Origin of the sequence: Streptosporangium sp. NPDC049376 (assembly GCF_044466505.1) — a bacterium.
Lineage (GTDB): Bacteria > Actinomycetota > Actinomycetes > Streptosporangiales > Streptosporangiaceae > Streptosporangium.
Genome location: NZ_JBITMT010000004.1, coordinates 325,166 through 340,205, shown reverse-complemented (window position 1 = coordinate 340,205; position 15,040 = coordinate 325,166). Strand labels below are relative to the sequence as shown.

General features: G+C 71.2%; 16 protein-coding genes. 5 read left to right on the top strand and 11 right to left on the bottom strand.

Going from position 1 to position 15,040, the window contains the following annotated elements; genetic code table 11:
• Window positions 1-899 precede the first annotated feature (899 nt).
• Window positions 900-2,096, top strand: a complete 1,197-nt coding sequence (locus tag ACIBVQ_RS14495) for a cytochrome P450 (RefSeq protein ID WP_399177824.1) — start codon at window positions 900-902, stop codon at window positions 2,094-2,096.
• Window positions 2,097-2,128: 32 nt separating this feature from the next.
• Window positions 2,129-2,770: a TetR/AcrR family transcriptional regulator gene (locus tag ACIBVQ_RS14490; RefSeq protein ID WP_399177822.1), complete on the top strand. Its 642-nt coding sequence runs from the start codon at window positions 2,129-2,131 to the stop codon at window positions 2,768-2,770.
• Here ACIBVQ_RS14490 and ACIBVQ_RS14485 read toward each other — a convergent pair.
• Complete coding sequence (locus ACIBVQ_RS14485; protein ID WP_362776697.1) at window positions 2,715-3,119, bottom strand: hypothetical protein; 405 nt, start codon at window positions 3,117-3,119, stop codon at window positions 2,715-2,717. The two genes, ACIBVQ_RS14490 and ACIBVQ_RS14485, sit on opposite strands and share 56 nt — an antisense overlap.
• A gap of 269 nt (window positions 3,120-3,388) precedes the next feature.
• Between ACIBVQ_RS14485 and ACIBVQ_RS14480 the strand changes: the two genes are divergently transcribed.
• Both ACIBVQ_RS14480 and ACIBVQ_RS14475 read left to right on the top strand, forming a co-directional pair.
• Window positions 3,389-4,009, top strand: coding sequence for a TetR/AcrR family transcriptional regulator (locus tag ACIBVQ_RS14480; protein ID WP_399177820.1), 621 nt, complete (start codon window positions 3,389-3,391; stop codon window positions 4,007-4,009).
• A complete protein-coding gene (locus ACIBVQ_RS14475; RefSeq protein WP_399177818.1) occupies window positions 4,009-4,323 on the top strand; it encodes a DUF6204 family protein in 315 nt (104 codons plus the stop codon). The genes ACIBVQ_RS14480 and ACIBVQ_RS14475 overlap by 1 nt, the downstream gene beginning before the upstream one ends.
• 36 nt (window positions 4,324-4,359) lie before the next feature.
• Here ACIBVQ_RS14475 and ACIBVQ_RS14470 read toward each other — a convergent pair whose 3' ends face one another.
• The 6 genes from ACIBVQ_RS14470 to ACIBVQ_RS14445 all read right to left on the bottom strand — a co-directional run bounded on the left by ACIBVQ_RS14470 (window position 4,360) and on the right by ACIBVQ_RS14445 (window position 8,899).
• Window positions 4,360-5,199 carry a hypothetical protein gene (locus ACIBVQ_RS14470; RefSeq protein WP_399177816.1) on the bottom strand — a complete coding sequence of 280 codons (840 nt, stop codon included), beginning with the start codon at window positions 5,197-5,199 and terminating at the stop codon, window positions 4,360-4,362.
• Between the two features lie 112 nt (window positions 5,200-5,311).
• The gene (locus ACIBVQ_RS14465) at window positions 5,312-6,367 is read right to left on the bottom strand and encodes a hypothetical protein (RefSeq protein WP_399177814.1); all 1,056 of its coding nucleotides are present in this window, start codon (window positions 6,365-6,367) and stop codon (window positions 5,312-5,314) included.
• Between the two features lie 86 nt (window positions 6,368-6,453).
• Window positions 6,454-6,990: a hypothetical protein gene (locus tag ACIBVQ_RS14460; protein ID WP_362914068.1), complete on the bottom strand. Its 537-nt coding sequence runs from the start codon at window positions 6,988-6,990 to the stop codon at window positions 6,454-6,456.
• 14 nt (window positions 6,991-7,004) lie between these two features.
• Entirely contained in the window at window positions 7,005-7,244 is a 240-nt protein-coding gene (locus tag ACIBVQ_RS14455; RefSeq protein WP_352013855.1) for a helix-turn-helix transcriptional regulator, read from the bottom strand.
• A 9-nt stretch (window positions 7,245-7,253) separates the two neighbouring features.
• Window positions 7,254-8,078, bottom strand: a complete 825-nt coding sequence (locus ACIBVQ_RS14450) for an ABC transporter permease (protein ID WP_352013856.1) — start codon at window positions 8,076-8,078, stop codon at window positions 7,254-7,256.
• Window positions 8,075-8,899, bottom strand: coding sequence for an ABC transporter ATP-binding protein (locus ACIBVQ_RS14445; protein ID WP_399177811.1), 825 nt, complete (start codon window positions 8,897-8,899; stop codon window positions 8,075-8,077). Before ACIBVQ_RS14445 ends, ACIBVQ_RS14450 begins: the two co-directional genes overlap by 4 nt.
• Before the next feature lie 76 nt (window positions 8,900-8,975).
• Between ACIBVQ_RS14445 and ACIBVQ_RS14440 the strand changes: the two genes are divergently transcribed.
• The gene (locus tag ACIBVQ_RS14440) at window positions 8,976-9,509 is read left to right on the top strand and encodes a GNAT family N-acetyltransferase (protein WP_362914063.1); all 534 of its coding nucleotides are present in this window, start codon (window positions 8,976-8,978) and stop codon (window positions 9,507-9,509) included.
• Window positions 9,510-9,527: 18 nt separating this feature from the next.
• Here ACIBVQ_RS14440 and menC read toward each other — a convergent pair whose 3' ends face one another.
• The 4 genes from menC to ACIBVQ_RS14420 form a co-directional block, all read right to left on the bottom strand.
• On the bottom strand, window positions 9,528-10,634 hold the full coding sequence (gene menC / locus ACIBVQ_RS14435; RefSeq protein WP_352013859.1) for an o-succinylbenzoate synthase: 1,107 nt from the start codon (window positions 10,632-10,634) through the stop codon (window positions 9,528-9,530).
• Window positions 10,631-11,431: a GNAT family N-acetyltransferase gene (locus ACIBVQ_RS14430; RefSeq protein WP_362914061.1), complete on the bottom strand. Its 801-nt coding sequence runs from the start codon at window positions 11,429-11,431 to the stop codon at window positions 10,631-10,633. Before ACIBVQ_RS14430 ends, menC begins: the two co-directional genes overlap by 4 nt.
• Before the next feature lie 200 nt (window positions 11,432-11,631).
• Window positions 11,632-13,203, bottom strand: a complete 1,572-nt coding sequence (locus ACIBVQ_RS14425) for a PucR family transcriptional regulator (protein WP_399177808.1) — start codon at window positions 13,201-13,203, stop codon at window positions 11,632-11,634.
• The gene (locus tag ACIBVQ_RS14420; RefSeq protein ID WP_352013862.1) at window positions 13,200-14,744 is read right to left on the bottom strand and encodes a D-aminoacylase; all 1,545 of its coding nucleotides are present in this window, start codon (window positions 14,742-14,744) and stop codon (window positions 13,200-13,202) included. The genes ACIBVQ_RS14425 and ACIBVQ_RS14420 overlap by 4 nt, the downstream gene beginning before the upstream one ends.
• Window positions 14,745-15,040 lie beyond the last annotated feature (296 nt).

The window sequence follows — 15,040 nt, the reverse complement described above, 5'->3', positions numbered from 1 at the left end:
CAAAACATCCGAATAAATCCCCGAAACTCCCCAAGGGGGATCACAAACGGAAATATAACCCTCCGTTATGATAAAAAGCTATATAAGCGGAGGGGAGTCGCGTGTTGACGATGCGTTCTCGTCGTGGACACGCCGGAGCGGGGTTCGGTTCGGCATCACGGGACGCCGGACCGGAGCCTTTTTCCCGGATTCCCCTGAAGCGGGAAACGGCCGGGAGCACGGCGCCGAAGGCGGCAACGCCGCGAATCCTCACCGACTCGGCCCCCGCGGAACCCCGTGCCGACGACTGAATCTCGGCCCCGGCGGTCGCCACAGGGCCGGTTTTCACGTCGCCGACGCTCCGCCGGAACAACACGAACATCAGGTTCCCCAATCGCCCCGGCGAGGACGATCCATGGCTCCTGCAGGCCCGTTTCACGATCCGATCACGCGCGACAAGGAACAGCGCGCCGCCGTGCACCGCCCATCATCCGCTTGTCCGATAAACGGAAGCGGGGAGGGAGGGGTGCCTGCGCTGGTCGCCCGCGTGCCGGGCCGGACGGCACGCGGGCGGACGCCACGAAGGGCCACGGTGACGCAGCGGGTTCGCGGCAAACCCCGCGCGGGGCGATCGGCGCGTTCCGGTTCGGCACTTCGCGGGCGGAGAGCGAAACGGGCATGACAATTTTGCCTCCAGAGAGCATCCGAAACGCCACCAAACCACCATCTTGCCTGCTCAAGCGGGCATATGTGGAAGGAAGCACCGGTACCCAAAATCCCTGCACCTTCGCAGGGAAGAGCAAGACAAATCCCAATTTGGACTGACAACCGGTGAGTAATTCTTTGCCACTAATCGATAGGTTGCTATCGTTTTTGGGAAGGAACAGAACGGCCGGAAGGTAAGTCAACCGGGGGGTCGCATGACCGAGTCCATTGCGCTGCCGCTGCACATGTGGCGGGCGGGGTTCGACCCCGCTCCCGAGCTGGAGACACTTCGGGACGAGGAGGGCATAAGGCGGATCACGACGACGCTGGGCTTCGACGCCTGGCTGGTCACCCGCCACGACGACGTACGGGCGGTGCTCGGTGACGCCGAGCGCTTCAGCAACGACTGGCAGAGCCACTACCCCGTGCCCGGTGATCCGTACCGGACCGAGGAGGAGAAGGCCAGGTTGCGCGCGGGCAACCTGCTCTCCTTCGACCCTCCTGAGCACACCCGGATACGCCGGATCCTGACGCCGGAGTTCACGCTGCGCCGGATGCGCAGGCTCGAACCCCGGATCACGCGCATCGTCGAGGACCATCTGGACGCGATGGAGAAGGCCGGATCCCCCGCCGACCTGGTCTCCTCCTTCGCGCTGCCGATCCCCTCGCTGGTGATCTGCGAGCTGCTCGGCGTGCCGTACGCCGATCGGGAGGACTTCCAGCGCAGGACCGGCAGGCTGCTTGACCTGTCCCTCGCGCCGGAGGAGCGGATCGCGGCCCAGCGTGAGTCGCGGCAGTACATGGCCGAGCTGGTCGCCCACGTCAAGTCGGACCCGGGCGAGGAACTGCTCGGCATGCTGGTGCGCGAGCACGGCGACGAGCTGAGCGACGACGAACTCGCCGGCATCGGCAGCCTGCTGCTGGTGGCCGGGCACGAGACCACCGCCAACATGCTGGGCATCGGCACGCTGGCCCTGCTGCGCCACCCCGACCAGCTCGACCTGCTCAGGAAGGAGCCCGAGCGTGTCGAGGCGGCGATCGAGGAGCTGATGCGCTGGCTCAGCATCGTCCACTCCGGGGGCTTCAGGATGGCGACGACGAAGGTCGAGGTCGCGGGGCAGGTCATCGAACCGGGCGAGCTGGTGCTGTGCTCCCTGCCCGCGGCCAACCGCGACGCCGCGTTCGTGCCCGATCCCGGGCAGCTGGACATCACCAGGGGCGCCTACGGCCACATGGCCTTCGGACACGGCGTACACCACTGTCTGGGGGCCCCGCTGGCGCGGATGGAGATGCGGGTCGCCTTCCCTGCGTTGCTTCGGCGCTTCCCCGGGCTGCGCGTCGTCGATCCCGAGGCGCACTTCCGCACCTTCCACGTGGTGTACGGCCTGACCTCCCTGCAGGTCGCCTGGTAACCGTCCGCATCCGGACTGCTAGCGTTCGGTGTGTGCCAGAGCAACGACACAGAGCCGATGCCCTGCGCAACTCCGACAGGATCGTCAGGGCTGCGATCACGGCCTTGCGGGAGGGGGGCACCGCCGTACCCCTCGATGAGATCGCCCGCAGGGCCGGGGTCGGGATCGCCACCGTCTACCGGCGGTTCGGCGACCGTGACGGCGTGATCAGAGCCTGCTTCGAGACGTACTTCACCGAGGAGGTCGAGCCGCACGCGCTGGCGGCCCGCCGGGCGGCCGACCCTCGGCAGGGGCTCGCCGAGGCGCTGGGCGCCATCGTGGACACGTTGGCCGCGCACCGCGCCCTGCTCACCGCGGCACGGGAGGCGGGCGCGTTCACCGAGTCCCTGTTCGAGCGGTTCGGCGCGCCGCTGGGCGACGTGCTCGCCGACGCCCAGCGGCGCGGACTGGTCCGCGCCGACCTGCTGGTCCGCGACCTGGCGGCGATGGTGGTGATGACCCTGGCCACGATCGGCCCGACGGGTCTCGACGGCCACCGGAGATACCTGGCGCTCCTGTTCGACGGGACCCGTCCCTCGGAGGCGCCGCTGCCTCCGCCGTCCGAGCCGGGCGAGAGGATCAGTCCCGCAGGGCAGCGGCCTCACGCCCGTGCACGATCAGCGCGTACAGGATGACGACGTCGACCGCGATGACGACGATGGACCACCACGGATTGGCCGCGAGCCAGGCCATCTGGGTGATGGCGTTGACCGCCACGAGGACGACGGCCGCCATCCGCGCCCACTCCTGACCCATCAGCAGGGTGATGCCGACGGCCACGAGCAGGATGCCGAGTATGAGGTGGACCCAGCCCCATCCGGTGAGGTTGAGCACCAGCAGCTTGTCGCGGATCTGCACGTAGAGATCGTTGTTGAAGATCGCGTACAGACCGGAGATGGCGTTGAAGAAGCCGTCCACGATCATGACCACGCCCGCGAACCAGATCCAGCCGATCCAGCCCGTCATCCGCGTGTTGTGTGCCATATGGTGCTGTGCCATATGAATCTGCTGCCCCTTGACCGGTGAGTCGTCACCGACGCCGGGGAAACCTCGCCCGTCCCGGTGCCGTCCCGTGGACGGGTCTTTGCCCTCCACTCCTCCACGGGCGAAACCACCGCCGGCCGTACCGTCCCGGCTGTGCGGATTGAGTGATCCGACCCCGGGTACATCGCACGTTCCGTCCGGGTCCGCGGCACGCGTCCGCACTGATCACTTTCAGATACACTCCTGTATCTGAGCGCGGAGGTATGTGGATGCGGTTGTCAAGGGAGCAGAGCCGTGAGGAGACCAGGCGCAAGTTACTGGCCTCGGCCTCGGAGCTGTTCGCGGAACGCGGGGTCAACGGCACCTCCATCGAACAGATCGCCGAGCGGGCCGGCTACACCCGAGGGGCTTTCTACGGCAACTTCGACGGCAAGCACGAGCTGGTCGTCGCACTGCTCACCAGGCGCACCGAACGGGCACGGGAGGAGTTGGCCGAGATGTGCGGCCGGGCCACCTCGTCCGAGCATCTGACGAGCCTGCTGTACGCCTGGCACCGCGACCACGCCGAGCACCAGGAGAGCTGGCTGGCGCTACGCCTTGAGCTCCTCCTCTACGCCCTGCGCAACCCGGAGATCCGCCCGTTGCTCGCCCAGCGGGAGCTGTTCGCCAGAGACGCGATCACCGAGGGGGTACGGCGGGAGCTCGTCCGCCGGGACGCGGGCCCGCCCGCGGACCCGAAACTGCTCTCCATGATCGTCCACGCCCTGGAGGACGGCCTGCTCGTACAGAGGCTGCTCACCCCCGACGACGTCGACGACCGCACGGCGACCGACGCCGTCGCCCTCCTCCTCGACTCCTGGGCGGCACTCGACACGCGAAAGAAGGACTGATGCACGACTACCGGGTGACCATCAGAGGCAGGTTCATCGGTCTCACCGACGACCAGAGGGCCGAACTGACCGCGCGACTGGCCGACCGCGACATGCTGCTCAACGGCTTCACCAGGGAGGGCGGTTTCGCCTACGACGCCGCCATCGGGCCGTTCAGCTTCCGCTACGTCATCACGGTCGACGACGAGGAGGGAGAGGCCGAGGCCGTCGAACTGGCCCTGGCCGCCGTCAAGGCCAGACTCGGCGAGTACGGCCACGGCGACCTGTCGGTCTCGGCCGTCGACATGCGCGAGGTGAAGATCCGCCGCCGCTGACCGTCCTCCCCAGACCGTCCTCCCCGGTGGGCCGGGTCAGCCTCCGGGCGTGGAGGGCGGCTCGGCGACGGTGGTGTGAAGCGCGAGACCGCCGCCGTCCAGGGGCCGGAACCCCAGTTCGTGGAGTTCGGGAACGTCGAGCGCGGTGACCACCTGTAGGGCACCCACCTCGGCCGCCTCGTGGATCACGACGCGCACCAGCGCGGCACGCACCTGCGGGGGGACGCCGGGCTGGACGTACGCCAGTTCCAGGCGGGCGGTGGTGCGCGGCGCGTCCTCCCAGGAGGCCGCCGCCTGGCCGACGGAAGGCTCTCCCCGCTCGTTGTCGGCGTAGGCCTGCAACCAGCAGACGAGCCTGTTCTCGGCGACCAGCCTCCGGGGAACGGTCACGTCCATCCCCGCCTCGGCCAGCCAGGAGCCCGCCTCGGACGCGGCCACGGGAACCACCGTCCTCCTCCGCGTGAAACGAACCCCCCTCCGTAGGGACACAAGCGGGACCTCACCGACGTGGAACCCGGTGGGCCAGGCGTCCGGGGCGTCGCGAACGTCCAGTACGACGTAGCCGTCCCGAACCGTCCGGCGCCCCCGGCGGACCAGCCCGGTCGCGAGTTCCTCCGCGAGGCGGTAACCGACGTCCGCCGCCCATTCGTCCGGCGAGGTCATCGGTTCGCCGATCACGGAGTTCCTCGGCTCCGTGGGAAACGCGACCTCGACGGCGTAGGTGTTCGGGTCCTTCCTCCAGCGGAAGACCACCAGCATGCCGTACGGCTCCGCGACGACATCGACGACGAAGGCCCCCTCCGTCAAGACCCTCACCCGCAGCAGACACCCCCTGAGCGCCGCGAAGACCTCCTCCCGAGACCACCCGGTCGTCATTTCCCCACCTTCCCGTTGTCGTGTCGCCCGGCGCGGGGCGTATTTCGACCACCGTGGGCCGAGCGCGAAAGCCTCGCATGAGAGCCCTTTTCCGGAGACTCGGTCCCGGCGGTCAGCCCACGCAGGTCGGCCGGGTGCGGCGCCAGTAGGACCAGGCGGCCAGGGCCAGGGCCAGGCCGTACGCGGCGAAGGCGCCCAGGCCGAACCAGGTCACCAGGAGGGCGTCGCCCACGGTGGAGAAGTCTCCCCTGGAGACGGTGATCACGCCCGCCGTGCCGAGGGTGGCGTAGACGACTCCGGCCGCCCCGTAGGGCGCGAGCGTGGCGGCGCCGATCAGTGCCGGGGTGAGCGGCAGCCAGCGGGGCACCCGCCTCCCCCGCAGGACGAGCGTCCAGCGGGGGAACACCTGGCCCCAGGGCCGCACCAGACCGAGGAGGAGGAACACTCCGAGCGCCGCCAGCAGCGCCGTGGGGTCGATGCCCCAGCGGTCCAGGGTGAGCCACAGCTCCGAGGCGCCGTTGCGCTCGTGCATCGCCACCATCTCCTCTCCGGTGATCCCCGCGAAGGTCCCGCCGAGCGCCCATGTCGTCTTCATGACCGCGTAGGGCAGGAACGCCGCGGCGCCCACGTATGCCGACGCCCGGACGCGCCGCGGAGCGGGTGTGGGTTCCGGCCTGTTCCACACGGTCGAGGAGGTGTGTACGGCACCGCACCGCGGGCAGACGCCGGAGGTCGAGGATCGGTAGGAGAGGGCCGTGGCGGCGAGCAGCACCACACCGAGCCCGGCGAGCGCCCGGTTGGCGGCCCCCGTCCAGCTGTCGACGGTCTGACCGAAGACGAAGGTGATCGCGTCCATCAGCAGGCCGAACGCGGCCACGCCGACCAGCGCGCACAGCCCGATCAGGGCGGCGAGAACGACCCGCCGGGGAAGCCGCGGGCCCCGGGGCCGCGCCGCGGCCAGCGTCGTCACCGCCACGAGGGCGGCGGCGGTCACGGCGGCCCAGTTCAGGCCGACCGGCAGCGGATGCGCGGCACGGTAGAAGATCGCGGTTCCGGTCAGCGCCGTGACCAGGCCGAACCCCCCGTAGGCCACCGCCCAGCCGAAGGCCGCGTATCCGGTCCACGCCAACCGCCGATCGGGTGACGATGGATGTGCGATGTCAGTCATGAGCCAACCCCCGTTCGGCTCCGGAACCTACACAGGTGGTCCTGTGGCGAAGCTGAGCCGGGCTGAGAGGGCTCACAGCCGATCGGTCAGTCGTCCTCGTCGGGGGGCGGGTCGGGCAGCCGCCAGCCCTCCAGGAGGAGGGGCAGGGTGTAGTGGGTGGCGAGCAGGGTCAGGGCCAGGGGCAGCAGCAGGGCGGTCGGCACGTCCAGGGTCAGCCGGCCTCCCGTGCTCCACAGGCCGGCCAGGACCACCAGTACGGCCAGCACGACCGTGGTGAGGGTGTGCGCGCCCGTGTAGGCCCGCTGCTGTTCGCCACGCTGCCGTTCGTCGAGATACTCGGCGGGGATGGTGGTGACGCCCTTGGTGGCGAGGGTGAGCCAGCCGTACACCGGGACCAGGACGGCCACGGCGAGCGCGAACATGGACAGGTAGACGTTGCGGGCCAGGTCGCTCGGCGCGAGCCTGACGATGACCACCAGGCCCGCCCAGAGCACCAGCAGGGCCGCGCCCCCGGCGGTCACGAGCCGCCTGCGGTTGCGCCTGCCCGTCCAGACACGGCGGGCCGGGCTGTTCTCGATGAGGGCCACACGTTCGCGGACGCGACGGTCGATCCAGCGACGCATCGGTCTCTCCTTCCTCATGTCCCGCCCCCGCTGCCCAGCCGGGCGAAGGGGGTCAGTGAGAACACGACCTCCACCGGCACCTCGAAGTACTCGGCGATCCGCAGCGCGAGGAACAGGCTGGGGCTGTACTCGCCGCGTTCCAGGTAGCCGACCGTCTGGTAGTGCACGCCCAGGGCCGTCGCCAGGTCCTTGCGGGAGATCCCGCGTTCGGCGCGCAGCATCGAGATGCGGTTGTAGACGATCTCGCTGGACATTCGGGAGCCTCATATCCGCCGCTCGGCCTGCCGGGTCCCGGACGCCCCGCGGGTGACCTTGCGCAGCAGCCAGGGTGCCAGAACCATACCGGCGATCGCCCAGAGTCCCATCACCGTCGCGGCGGTCCCGAGCTGCCAGGCGCCGCCGAGTTCGGCCGCCGCGGCGCCCGGCGGCAGGAACGCGGCCCGCAGGGCGTGTCCCTGCCAGTAGAGCGGGAAGGCCTGGGCGACCCGGCCGACCACCTCGGGCAGCATCCGCAGCGGGAGCATCACCCCGGAGATCAGCATCAGCAGCATGGACGGCAGCCCGAGCACCAGCGCCGCGCTCTTGGGGTTGGACAGCATCGCGCCGAGCGCGGCCCCGACGGGCACCACGGAGAGCGCCCCGAGCACGAGCGCCCAGCCGAAGGTCAGCCACGCCTGCGGGGTCGCGGGGGGCCGGACGCCCGCGACGAGCACGCCCGCCAGCAGCATCAGCGTCGCCTGCGTCAGGATCTGGCACAGCACCGAGACGGCGCGTCCCGTCACGTAGACCGGGATGCCGCGCGGCAGCGCCCGCAGCCGGAGCAGCGCGCCCTCCTCCCGGTCGGCCGCGATCAGCATCGGCAGCGTCGTCACCCCGGTGGAGAACACCATGAACGCCGTGAACCCGACCGCCATGAACGTGGCCATGTCGACTCCGCCACCGGCCGGGTTGCCGCCTATCCACAGCGTGAGCAGCAGGAAGACGCCGACCCCGCCGGCGAGCTGGCCGGTCACCTCCTTCCTGTCCCGCAGGAGGGTGCCCTGCTCGATCAGTCCTCGGCGGATTCCGAGGCCCAGTGTGCCGTTCATGCCGCGCTCCGATCGATCAGGCTCAGGTAGCTCTCCTCCAGCGTCGGCCGCCGGATCTCCAGGTCGGGGACGGGCCCGCCGTACCTCTGGTGGAGTTCCCAGGCCAGCCGTGACGGGTCGTCGGTCAGCTCGCACCCGTCCTGCCAGCGCACCCGTGACGGCGCCCGTACGGCGGCGGCCAGCTCGGCGGGGGTGCCGGAGACGGCGACGCGTCCCTCGACCAGCACCGCGATGCGGTCCGCGAGCCGTTCGGCCTCGGCCAGGTCGTGGGTGGTCAGCAGGATGGTCGTGTCGAGCCCGCGGACCAGGTCGTGGAACTCGCGCCGTGCCTCGGGGTCGAAGCCGGTCGTCGGCTCGTCGAGGAAGAGCAGGTCGGGCCTGCCGACGACGCCGAGCGCCACGTCGAGCCTGCGGCGCTGGCCGCCGGAGAGCTGGCCGACCTTCGCGGTGGCCTTCCCGGACAGGCCGAGGGCGTCGAGCAGCTCCCCGGTGTTCCACTGCGCCGGGTAGTGCGCGGCGACGTGGCCGAGCAGTTCGCCCACCCGCCAGCGCGGGTGGTCCCGCCAGTTCTGCAGGACGACGCCGAGCCTGGCCCGCCAGGCGTCGTCGCCCCGCGCGGGATCGACGCCCAGGACCTCGACCTCGCCCGCCGACGGGAGGCGGAAGCCTTCGAGGATCTCGACGGTGGTCGTCTTCCCCGCGCCGTTCGGCCCGAGCAGTGCGACGGTCTCCCCGCGTCGCACCTCAAGGTCGACCCCGCGCAGCACCTCGTTCCGGCCGTACGACATTCGCAGCCCGCGAACGCTAATCACAGCATCCATGCTTTCGAATGTAGTACACCTACTACATTCCAAACAACCACTACTACAAACGGATCACGGCTGTCAGGATGGAGAGATGATCGACGTTCGTACGGCCCACACCTCGGAACTGGACACCGCCACCCTCGAAACCGCCAGGAGACTGCTCGTCGAGGTCTTCGACGGAGACCTGAGCGACGACGACTGGGAGCACGCCCTGGGCGGGGTGCACGCCCTGGCCTGGCGGGGAGCCGAACTGGTCGGGCACGCCTCGGTGGTCCAGCGGCGGATGCTGCACGGCGGCAGGGCGCTGCGCGCGGGCTACGTCGAGGCCGTCGGGGTCCGCGCGGACCTACGGCGTGGAGGGTACGGCACCGCCCTGATGGACGCGCTGGAACGGGTCGTCCACGGCGCCTACGACCTCGGCGCGCTCAGCGCGTCCGACGAGGCCGTGCCCTTCTACCGGGGACGCGGCTGGCGGCAGTGGCGGGGCGAGACGTTCGCGCTCACCCCGGACGGCCTCGAACGCACCGAGGAGGAGGACGAGGGGGTCCACGTCCTCCCCGTGACGGTTCCGCTCACCCTGTCGGGCACGCTGACCTGCGACTGGCGCGACGGTGACGTCTGGTAGGCGCCGGTCACCGCGAAGTCAGGGGGCGGCGATCCACTCGGTCTCGGTGGTCAGCGCGTCCAGGTCCTCCTGGACGGGGGTGATGCCGATCCCCGGCCCCGAGGGCACGGTCATCTCTCCCCCGGTCAGCACGAACGGCGCCGTGACGTCCCGCCCGTAGTAGCGCGCGGTCGCCGAGATGTCGCCGGGCAGCGTGAAACCGGGCAGCGCGGCGAGCGCCAGGTTGGCGGCCCTGCCGAGACCGGTCTCCAGCATGCCGCCGCACCACACGGGCAGCCCGTTGGCGCGGGCCACGTCGTGGATGCGCCGCGCCTCCAGGTAGCCGCCCACCCGGCCCGGCTTGATGTTGATGATCGAGCAGGCGTCCATCCTGATCGCCGCCGCCGCGTCACGCGCCGAGGTGATGCTCTCGTCCAGGCAGACCGGGGTGTTCGACCTGGCCGCGAACCGGGCGTGGGTGTGCAGGTCGCCGGGGGCGAAGGGCTGCTCGATCATCGCCAGGCCGTAGGCGTCGAGCCTGGTCAGATGGGGGATGTCGGCGGCCTCGTAGGCGGTGTTGGCGTCCACGGTGAGCATCACGCCGGAGCCGAAGGTCTCCCTGACCCGCCTGACGGGTTCGAGGTCCCAGCCGGGTTCGATCTTCAGCTTCACCCTGGCGTATCCGGCGGCCAGGTGCCGGTCCACGGTGTCGAGCAGCGCGTCGATGCTCTCGGCGATGCCGACCGAGACGCCGACGGGCAGGCTGTGCCGTACCGCGCCCAGGTAGGAGGCCAGGGAGACGCCCCTGGAGCGCAGCCAGGCGTCGAGCACGGCCGTCTCGACGGCGGACTTGGCCATCTGGTGGGCGCGCACGTGGCCGAACGCGGGGGCGACGGCCGCCGGGTCCAGGTCGAGGGGGAAGAGCACCGGCAGCAGGAACCGGCGGATCACGTCCGCGGCGCCCTCAAGGTACTCGGGGCAGTAGCTCGGCTCGTCCTCGGCCACGCACTCCGCCCAGCCCTCGCCCTCATCGGTCACCACCCGCACGAGCAGCGCCTCCCGCACCGTCTGGGTGCCCAGGGACGTCCTGAACGGGGTCACCAGCGGCAGCGCGACCTTACGCAGCTCCACACCTGTCAGTTTCACGCCGTGCCTCCTCTGGCCAGCAGATACCACCCGGATCGGGTGAAGCCGGTGATCCGGTAACCGTCGGCGAACGCCGCGCCGAGCACCCCTCCCAGCGCGGCCCGCCAGTGTCTGGCCTCGCCGGGCTCGTCCACGCGCAACCGCTCGATGTCCGGCGGAGTCGCGCAGCGTAGCAGAGGCGCCCCGCCGCCGGGCCGCACGGTCCCCGCCTCGTCGAGGACGGTCACGGCGGCGGTCTCGGACGGCCCTGCCGCCCGTTCGGTGGCCGGGGCGGGGTCCGGGGTGACGGGCCAGGTGACGAACAGCCGGTCGGAGACGTCCCCGTCGTTGATGCCGTCACTCATCGGGCCGTAGAAGTCAGGGAGGTACTCGACGACCTTCGCGCCGAGTTTGACCAGGTTGAAGTAGGCGTTGCGCCGTACGAGCGGGTCGAAGGTCCAGGAGACGGCGACGAGGCCGCGCTCGGCCGCCCAGGCTCGCTGGTGTTCCTTGAGCGCCAGGCCGACGCCGAGTCCCCGCGCCCGGGAGGCGACCCCGGCGACGTGGGAGTGCAGGCTCCTGTCCGCGGCGAGGAACCCCACGGCGGCGCCGACCAGTTCCTCGTCGAGGAAGGCGCCGCCGATGTAGCCGCCGACGTGCGCCAGCGCGCACATCACGTCCAGGGAGATGGGCGGATCGTCACCCGGCCTGGTCCCCCAGACCTGACGGAGCAGCCGGTCGGCGCGCTGCAGGTCGGCGGTGCCGTGCAGAGAGAGGAGACGTACCCCGGCCCGAGCCGAGGCGAGGAGTTCGACCATGGCAGACAGCATCCTGCCGGAAGGCCTCCGGAGCGTTGGCGCACACGCCGAACTTCACCCGCCCGGATTTGTGGTCCCGCTCAGCGCCACCCGTCCGGCGCTCGCACGACCTCGCGACATCGCCAGAACCCGTACGGCCCGGCGGCGCCGCTCGAAGCCCGCCCTGCCTCTCTCACAACCTGCCCGGCCGATGACGCCGCTCACGAGCCGTCCGGTCCCGCGGCGCCGCTCAGCCGGAGCTGGAGCGCCAGGACCAGGCGGGTGTCCGGGTCGTCCAGGTCGATCAGCTCGCCGATCCTGCGCAGCCGGTAGCGCAGGGTGTTGGGGTGCAGGGACAGCGTGTCGGCCGCCCTGGGCACGTCGTAGTGCGCGGTCACCCACACCCGCAGGCTGCGCACGTAGTGGGTGCCGTGCCTGGCGTCGTGCGCGGCGACCACCCCGAGCGGCTCGCCGTGCAGGGAGGGCTTGGCCCGGACGGAGGCGTCCATGTCCATCAGGAACAGCGCCGCCGACAACTCCTCGTGGTGCCCGACCTCGGCCCTCGCGTACGGCCCGCACACCGCCCGCAACGCCTCCTCCGCCTGACGGGCGCTGGTCGGCGCCAGCGCGGCCGCCGGGACCACCCTGCCGATCCCCGCCCGCCACTGCCCGCCGAGCCGGTCGCGCATCCTGGCCAGGACGTCGGCGGTGATCCTGCGCAGCAGCGGCGTCACCGAGTCCGTGGCGACGATCGCGTGGGCGCGCCCGTCGACCGCCCCCGTCGCCGCGCGCATCCGGTAGGCCGCGTAGGCGGTGCGCAGCAGGTCGCCGGTGTGGGTGGCCGCGAAGGCGTCGGCCGTACGGCCGTACGGCCCGATGGTGACCACGGTGACCGGTTCGTCGGGCAGCAGGCCGAAGGAGGTGGCCAGCTCCCTGACCGGCCCGATGCCGCGCAGCAGGTTGCCCAGACACTCGTCACGGCGCCTGCGGGCCTCGTCCGCGGCCAGGGTGATCCTGGCCAGGTGGGGGGCGGCGGCGCGGGCCGCCTCCGCGAGCACCTGCGCGGCGTCGGCCGCCAGCGGCTCCTCCGCCCTGAGCGCCCAGATCGTGCCGAGCGCCTCACCGTGCGCGCGGATGGCGATGGCCAGCCGGGGGTAGTACTCGCGCGGTTCGTAGCTCCACACCGCGTCCTCGGCGCGCAGCACCGCGGCGTACTCCTCGGTGTTGGTCGGATGCTCGGGCACCCTGCGGCCCAGGATGCCCTCCCTGCGCAGGTCGTCGATCTGCTGCCCCTCGACCGTCGAGTAGGCCAGCACCCGCATCGCCAGGTCCTCGATGGCCACGGCCCCGCCGACCCGTACCGCCACCTGGTTGGCCAGCGCGAACAGGTCGGCCGCCCTGGCGTCGCCCAGCGACTCGACGGGCGCGACCACCGCGAGCAGGGCGTCGATCAGCGTGTAGAGCTGCCCCCAGGACAGGTCGGGAGCGGCGGCGAGCAACGCCGTACCGGCCGCCTCCGCCACCTCGGCCAGCGACTCCGGGTCGCTCGTGCCCGGTTTGACCACCACGACCGCGACGCCCGCCTCACCCGCGCGGGCCAGCATCTCGGCGGACGGGCGCCCGGTGACCAGCAGCACGGCGCCGTCGAGACCGGTCATGGCCTCCTCGGGGTCGTAGATGACCGGTGTGCCGATCAGCGGCTCCCTGCCGCCGGGCAGGGCGAGCGGACGCACCATCTCGGGACCGAGACTGTCCAGCAGCACACCGAGCGTGACCCGGCCGCGCGCCGTCATGACATCCCCCGGCGCAGGACCGTTCCATGCCTGCCCCCGGTGAACTCGCCGTCGGCGACCACCTCCCGCCCGGCGAGGAACACGTGCCGCACCCCGTGGGGACGCACGTCGGGGACCTCGTAGGTGCCGTCGTGACCGACGGTCGCGGGGTCGAAGACGCAGACGTCGGCGACCGCGCCGGGACCGAGCCAGCCCCGGTCGGTCAGCCCGAACTGGGCGGCGACGGCCGAGCTGACCTTGCGGATCGCCTCGGGCATCGGGACGACCTTCCGCTCCCTGACGTAGGTCCCCAGGAAGGTGGGGAAGGTGCCGAACGTACGCGGGTGGTTGGGGCCGACCGGGGGCCCGCCGTCCGAACCGATGGAGACCAGCGGATCCGCCATGATCGCGGTCACGTCGTCGTCGTGCATGGTGTGGAAGACCCCGGAGGCGTGCGGATCCCGCCGAAGCAGGTCGCACAGGGCCTCCCACGGGTCCCCGGGCAGGTCGGCAAGGCGCCTGCCCTCGACGGCGGGGTCGGAGTGGGTGAGGATCTGCACGTCGGCCGGGTGCAGCTCACGCCACAGGCCGACCCCGGTGCCGGTCGCCGGGTCCTCGGCCATCGCGCGGAGCGCGGCCCTGGTCAGGGGGTCGGCGAGCCTGGCCAGCAGTGCCTCCTGGCCGCCCTCGCAGGCGACCGGCGGCAGCACGGCGACCAGACCGGTGCAGAAGGCCAGGTACGGATACACGTCCGCGCGCACGTCCAGGCCCGACCTGCGCGCCTCGGCGAGCTTGGCCAGCAGCATGGCCGAAGACCCGTGTACGGCCCGGCCCGACGCCTTGCAGTGCGAGACCTGCAGCCGCACCCCGGCCCGGGTGGCGACGGTGATCGCCTCGTCGAGCGCGTCGGCCAGGCCCTCGCTCTCGCTGCGCATGTGCGTGGCGTAGGGCAGGTTCCACCGCCGGGCGACCAGCGCGAGCGCGACCAGCTCGTCGGTGCCGGCGTAGGCGCCGGGGACGTACTCAAGGCCGCTGGACAGCCCGACGGCGCCCGCCTCGAACGCCTCGGCCGCCAGGACGCGCATCCGGTCGAGCGCCTCGCCCGTCGGCTTCGCCTCCATCCCGCTCGCCGCCAGCCGCAGCGTGTTGTGCCCCACCATGACGGCCAGGTTGTTGCTCGGCCCCGCCGCCCGCGCCGCGTCGAGGTACTCGCCGAACGTGGTGAACGCCTGCTCGGCCAGTACGGCGGGCATGAACCCGGCCGTCTCCGGGTTCGCCGGCCCGCAGGAGAAGCCGCAGTTGCCGACGATCTCGGTGGTGACGCCCTGGTGGAGCTTGAAGGGCTGGGGTTCGGCGAGGAAGGGCACGGTGTCGGAGTGACTGTGCGGATCGACGAAACCGGGGGCGACGACCATCCCCGCGACGTCGATCACCCGCCTGGCGGGCCCGAGGTCACGGCCGACGGCGACGATCCGGCCCTGGGAGATCGCGACGTCGGCGTCCTTCGCGGGGCTGCCGAACCCGTCGTGAACGCTTCCATGACTGAGCAGCAGGTCGTGCATGATGCAAGGTTTCCTTTCTCGCTACTCCGGCCACAAGCGACCAAAGTATGCAGTGTCTCTTTGCTCCGCCTTCGGCGTCGCGGGTTCGGGCGCCCTGAGCCAACGCTTTCCCTCGTCGCTCATCCGCTTCGCTCCTTCGCTCCTCAGTCCAAGCGTCGGCGCGCCCGAACCGTGTCTCTTTGCGCCCTGCCTCTTTGCGACGCCTTCGGCGTCGCGGGCTTGGGCGCCTCCGAGTCGGCGTCTTCCCTCGTCTCTGTGTCTCTTTGCGCCGCCTGGCGGCGTCGCGGGCTTGGGCG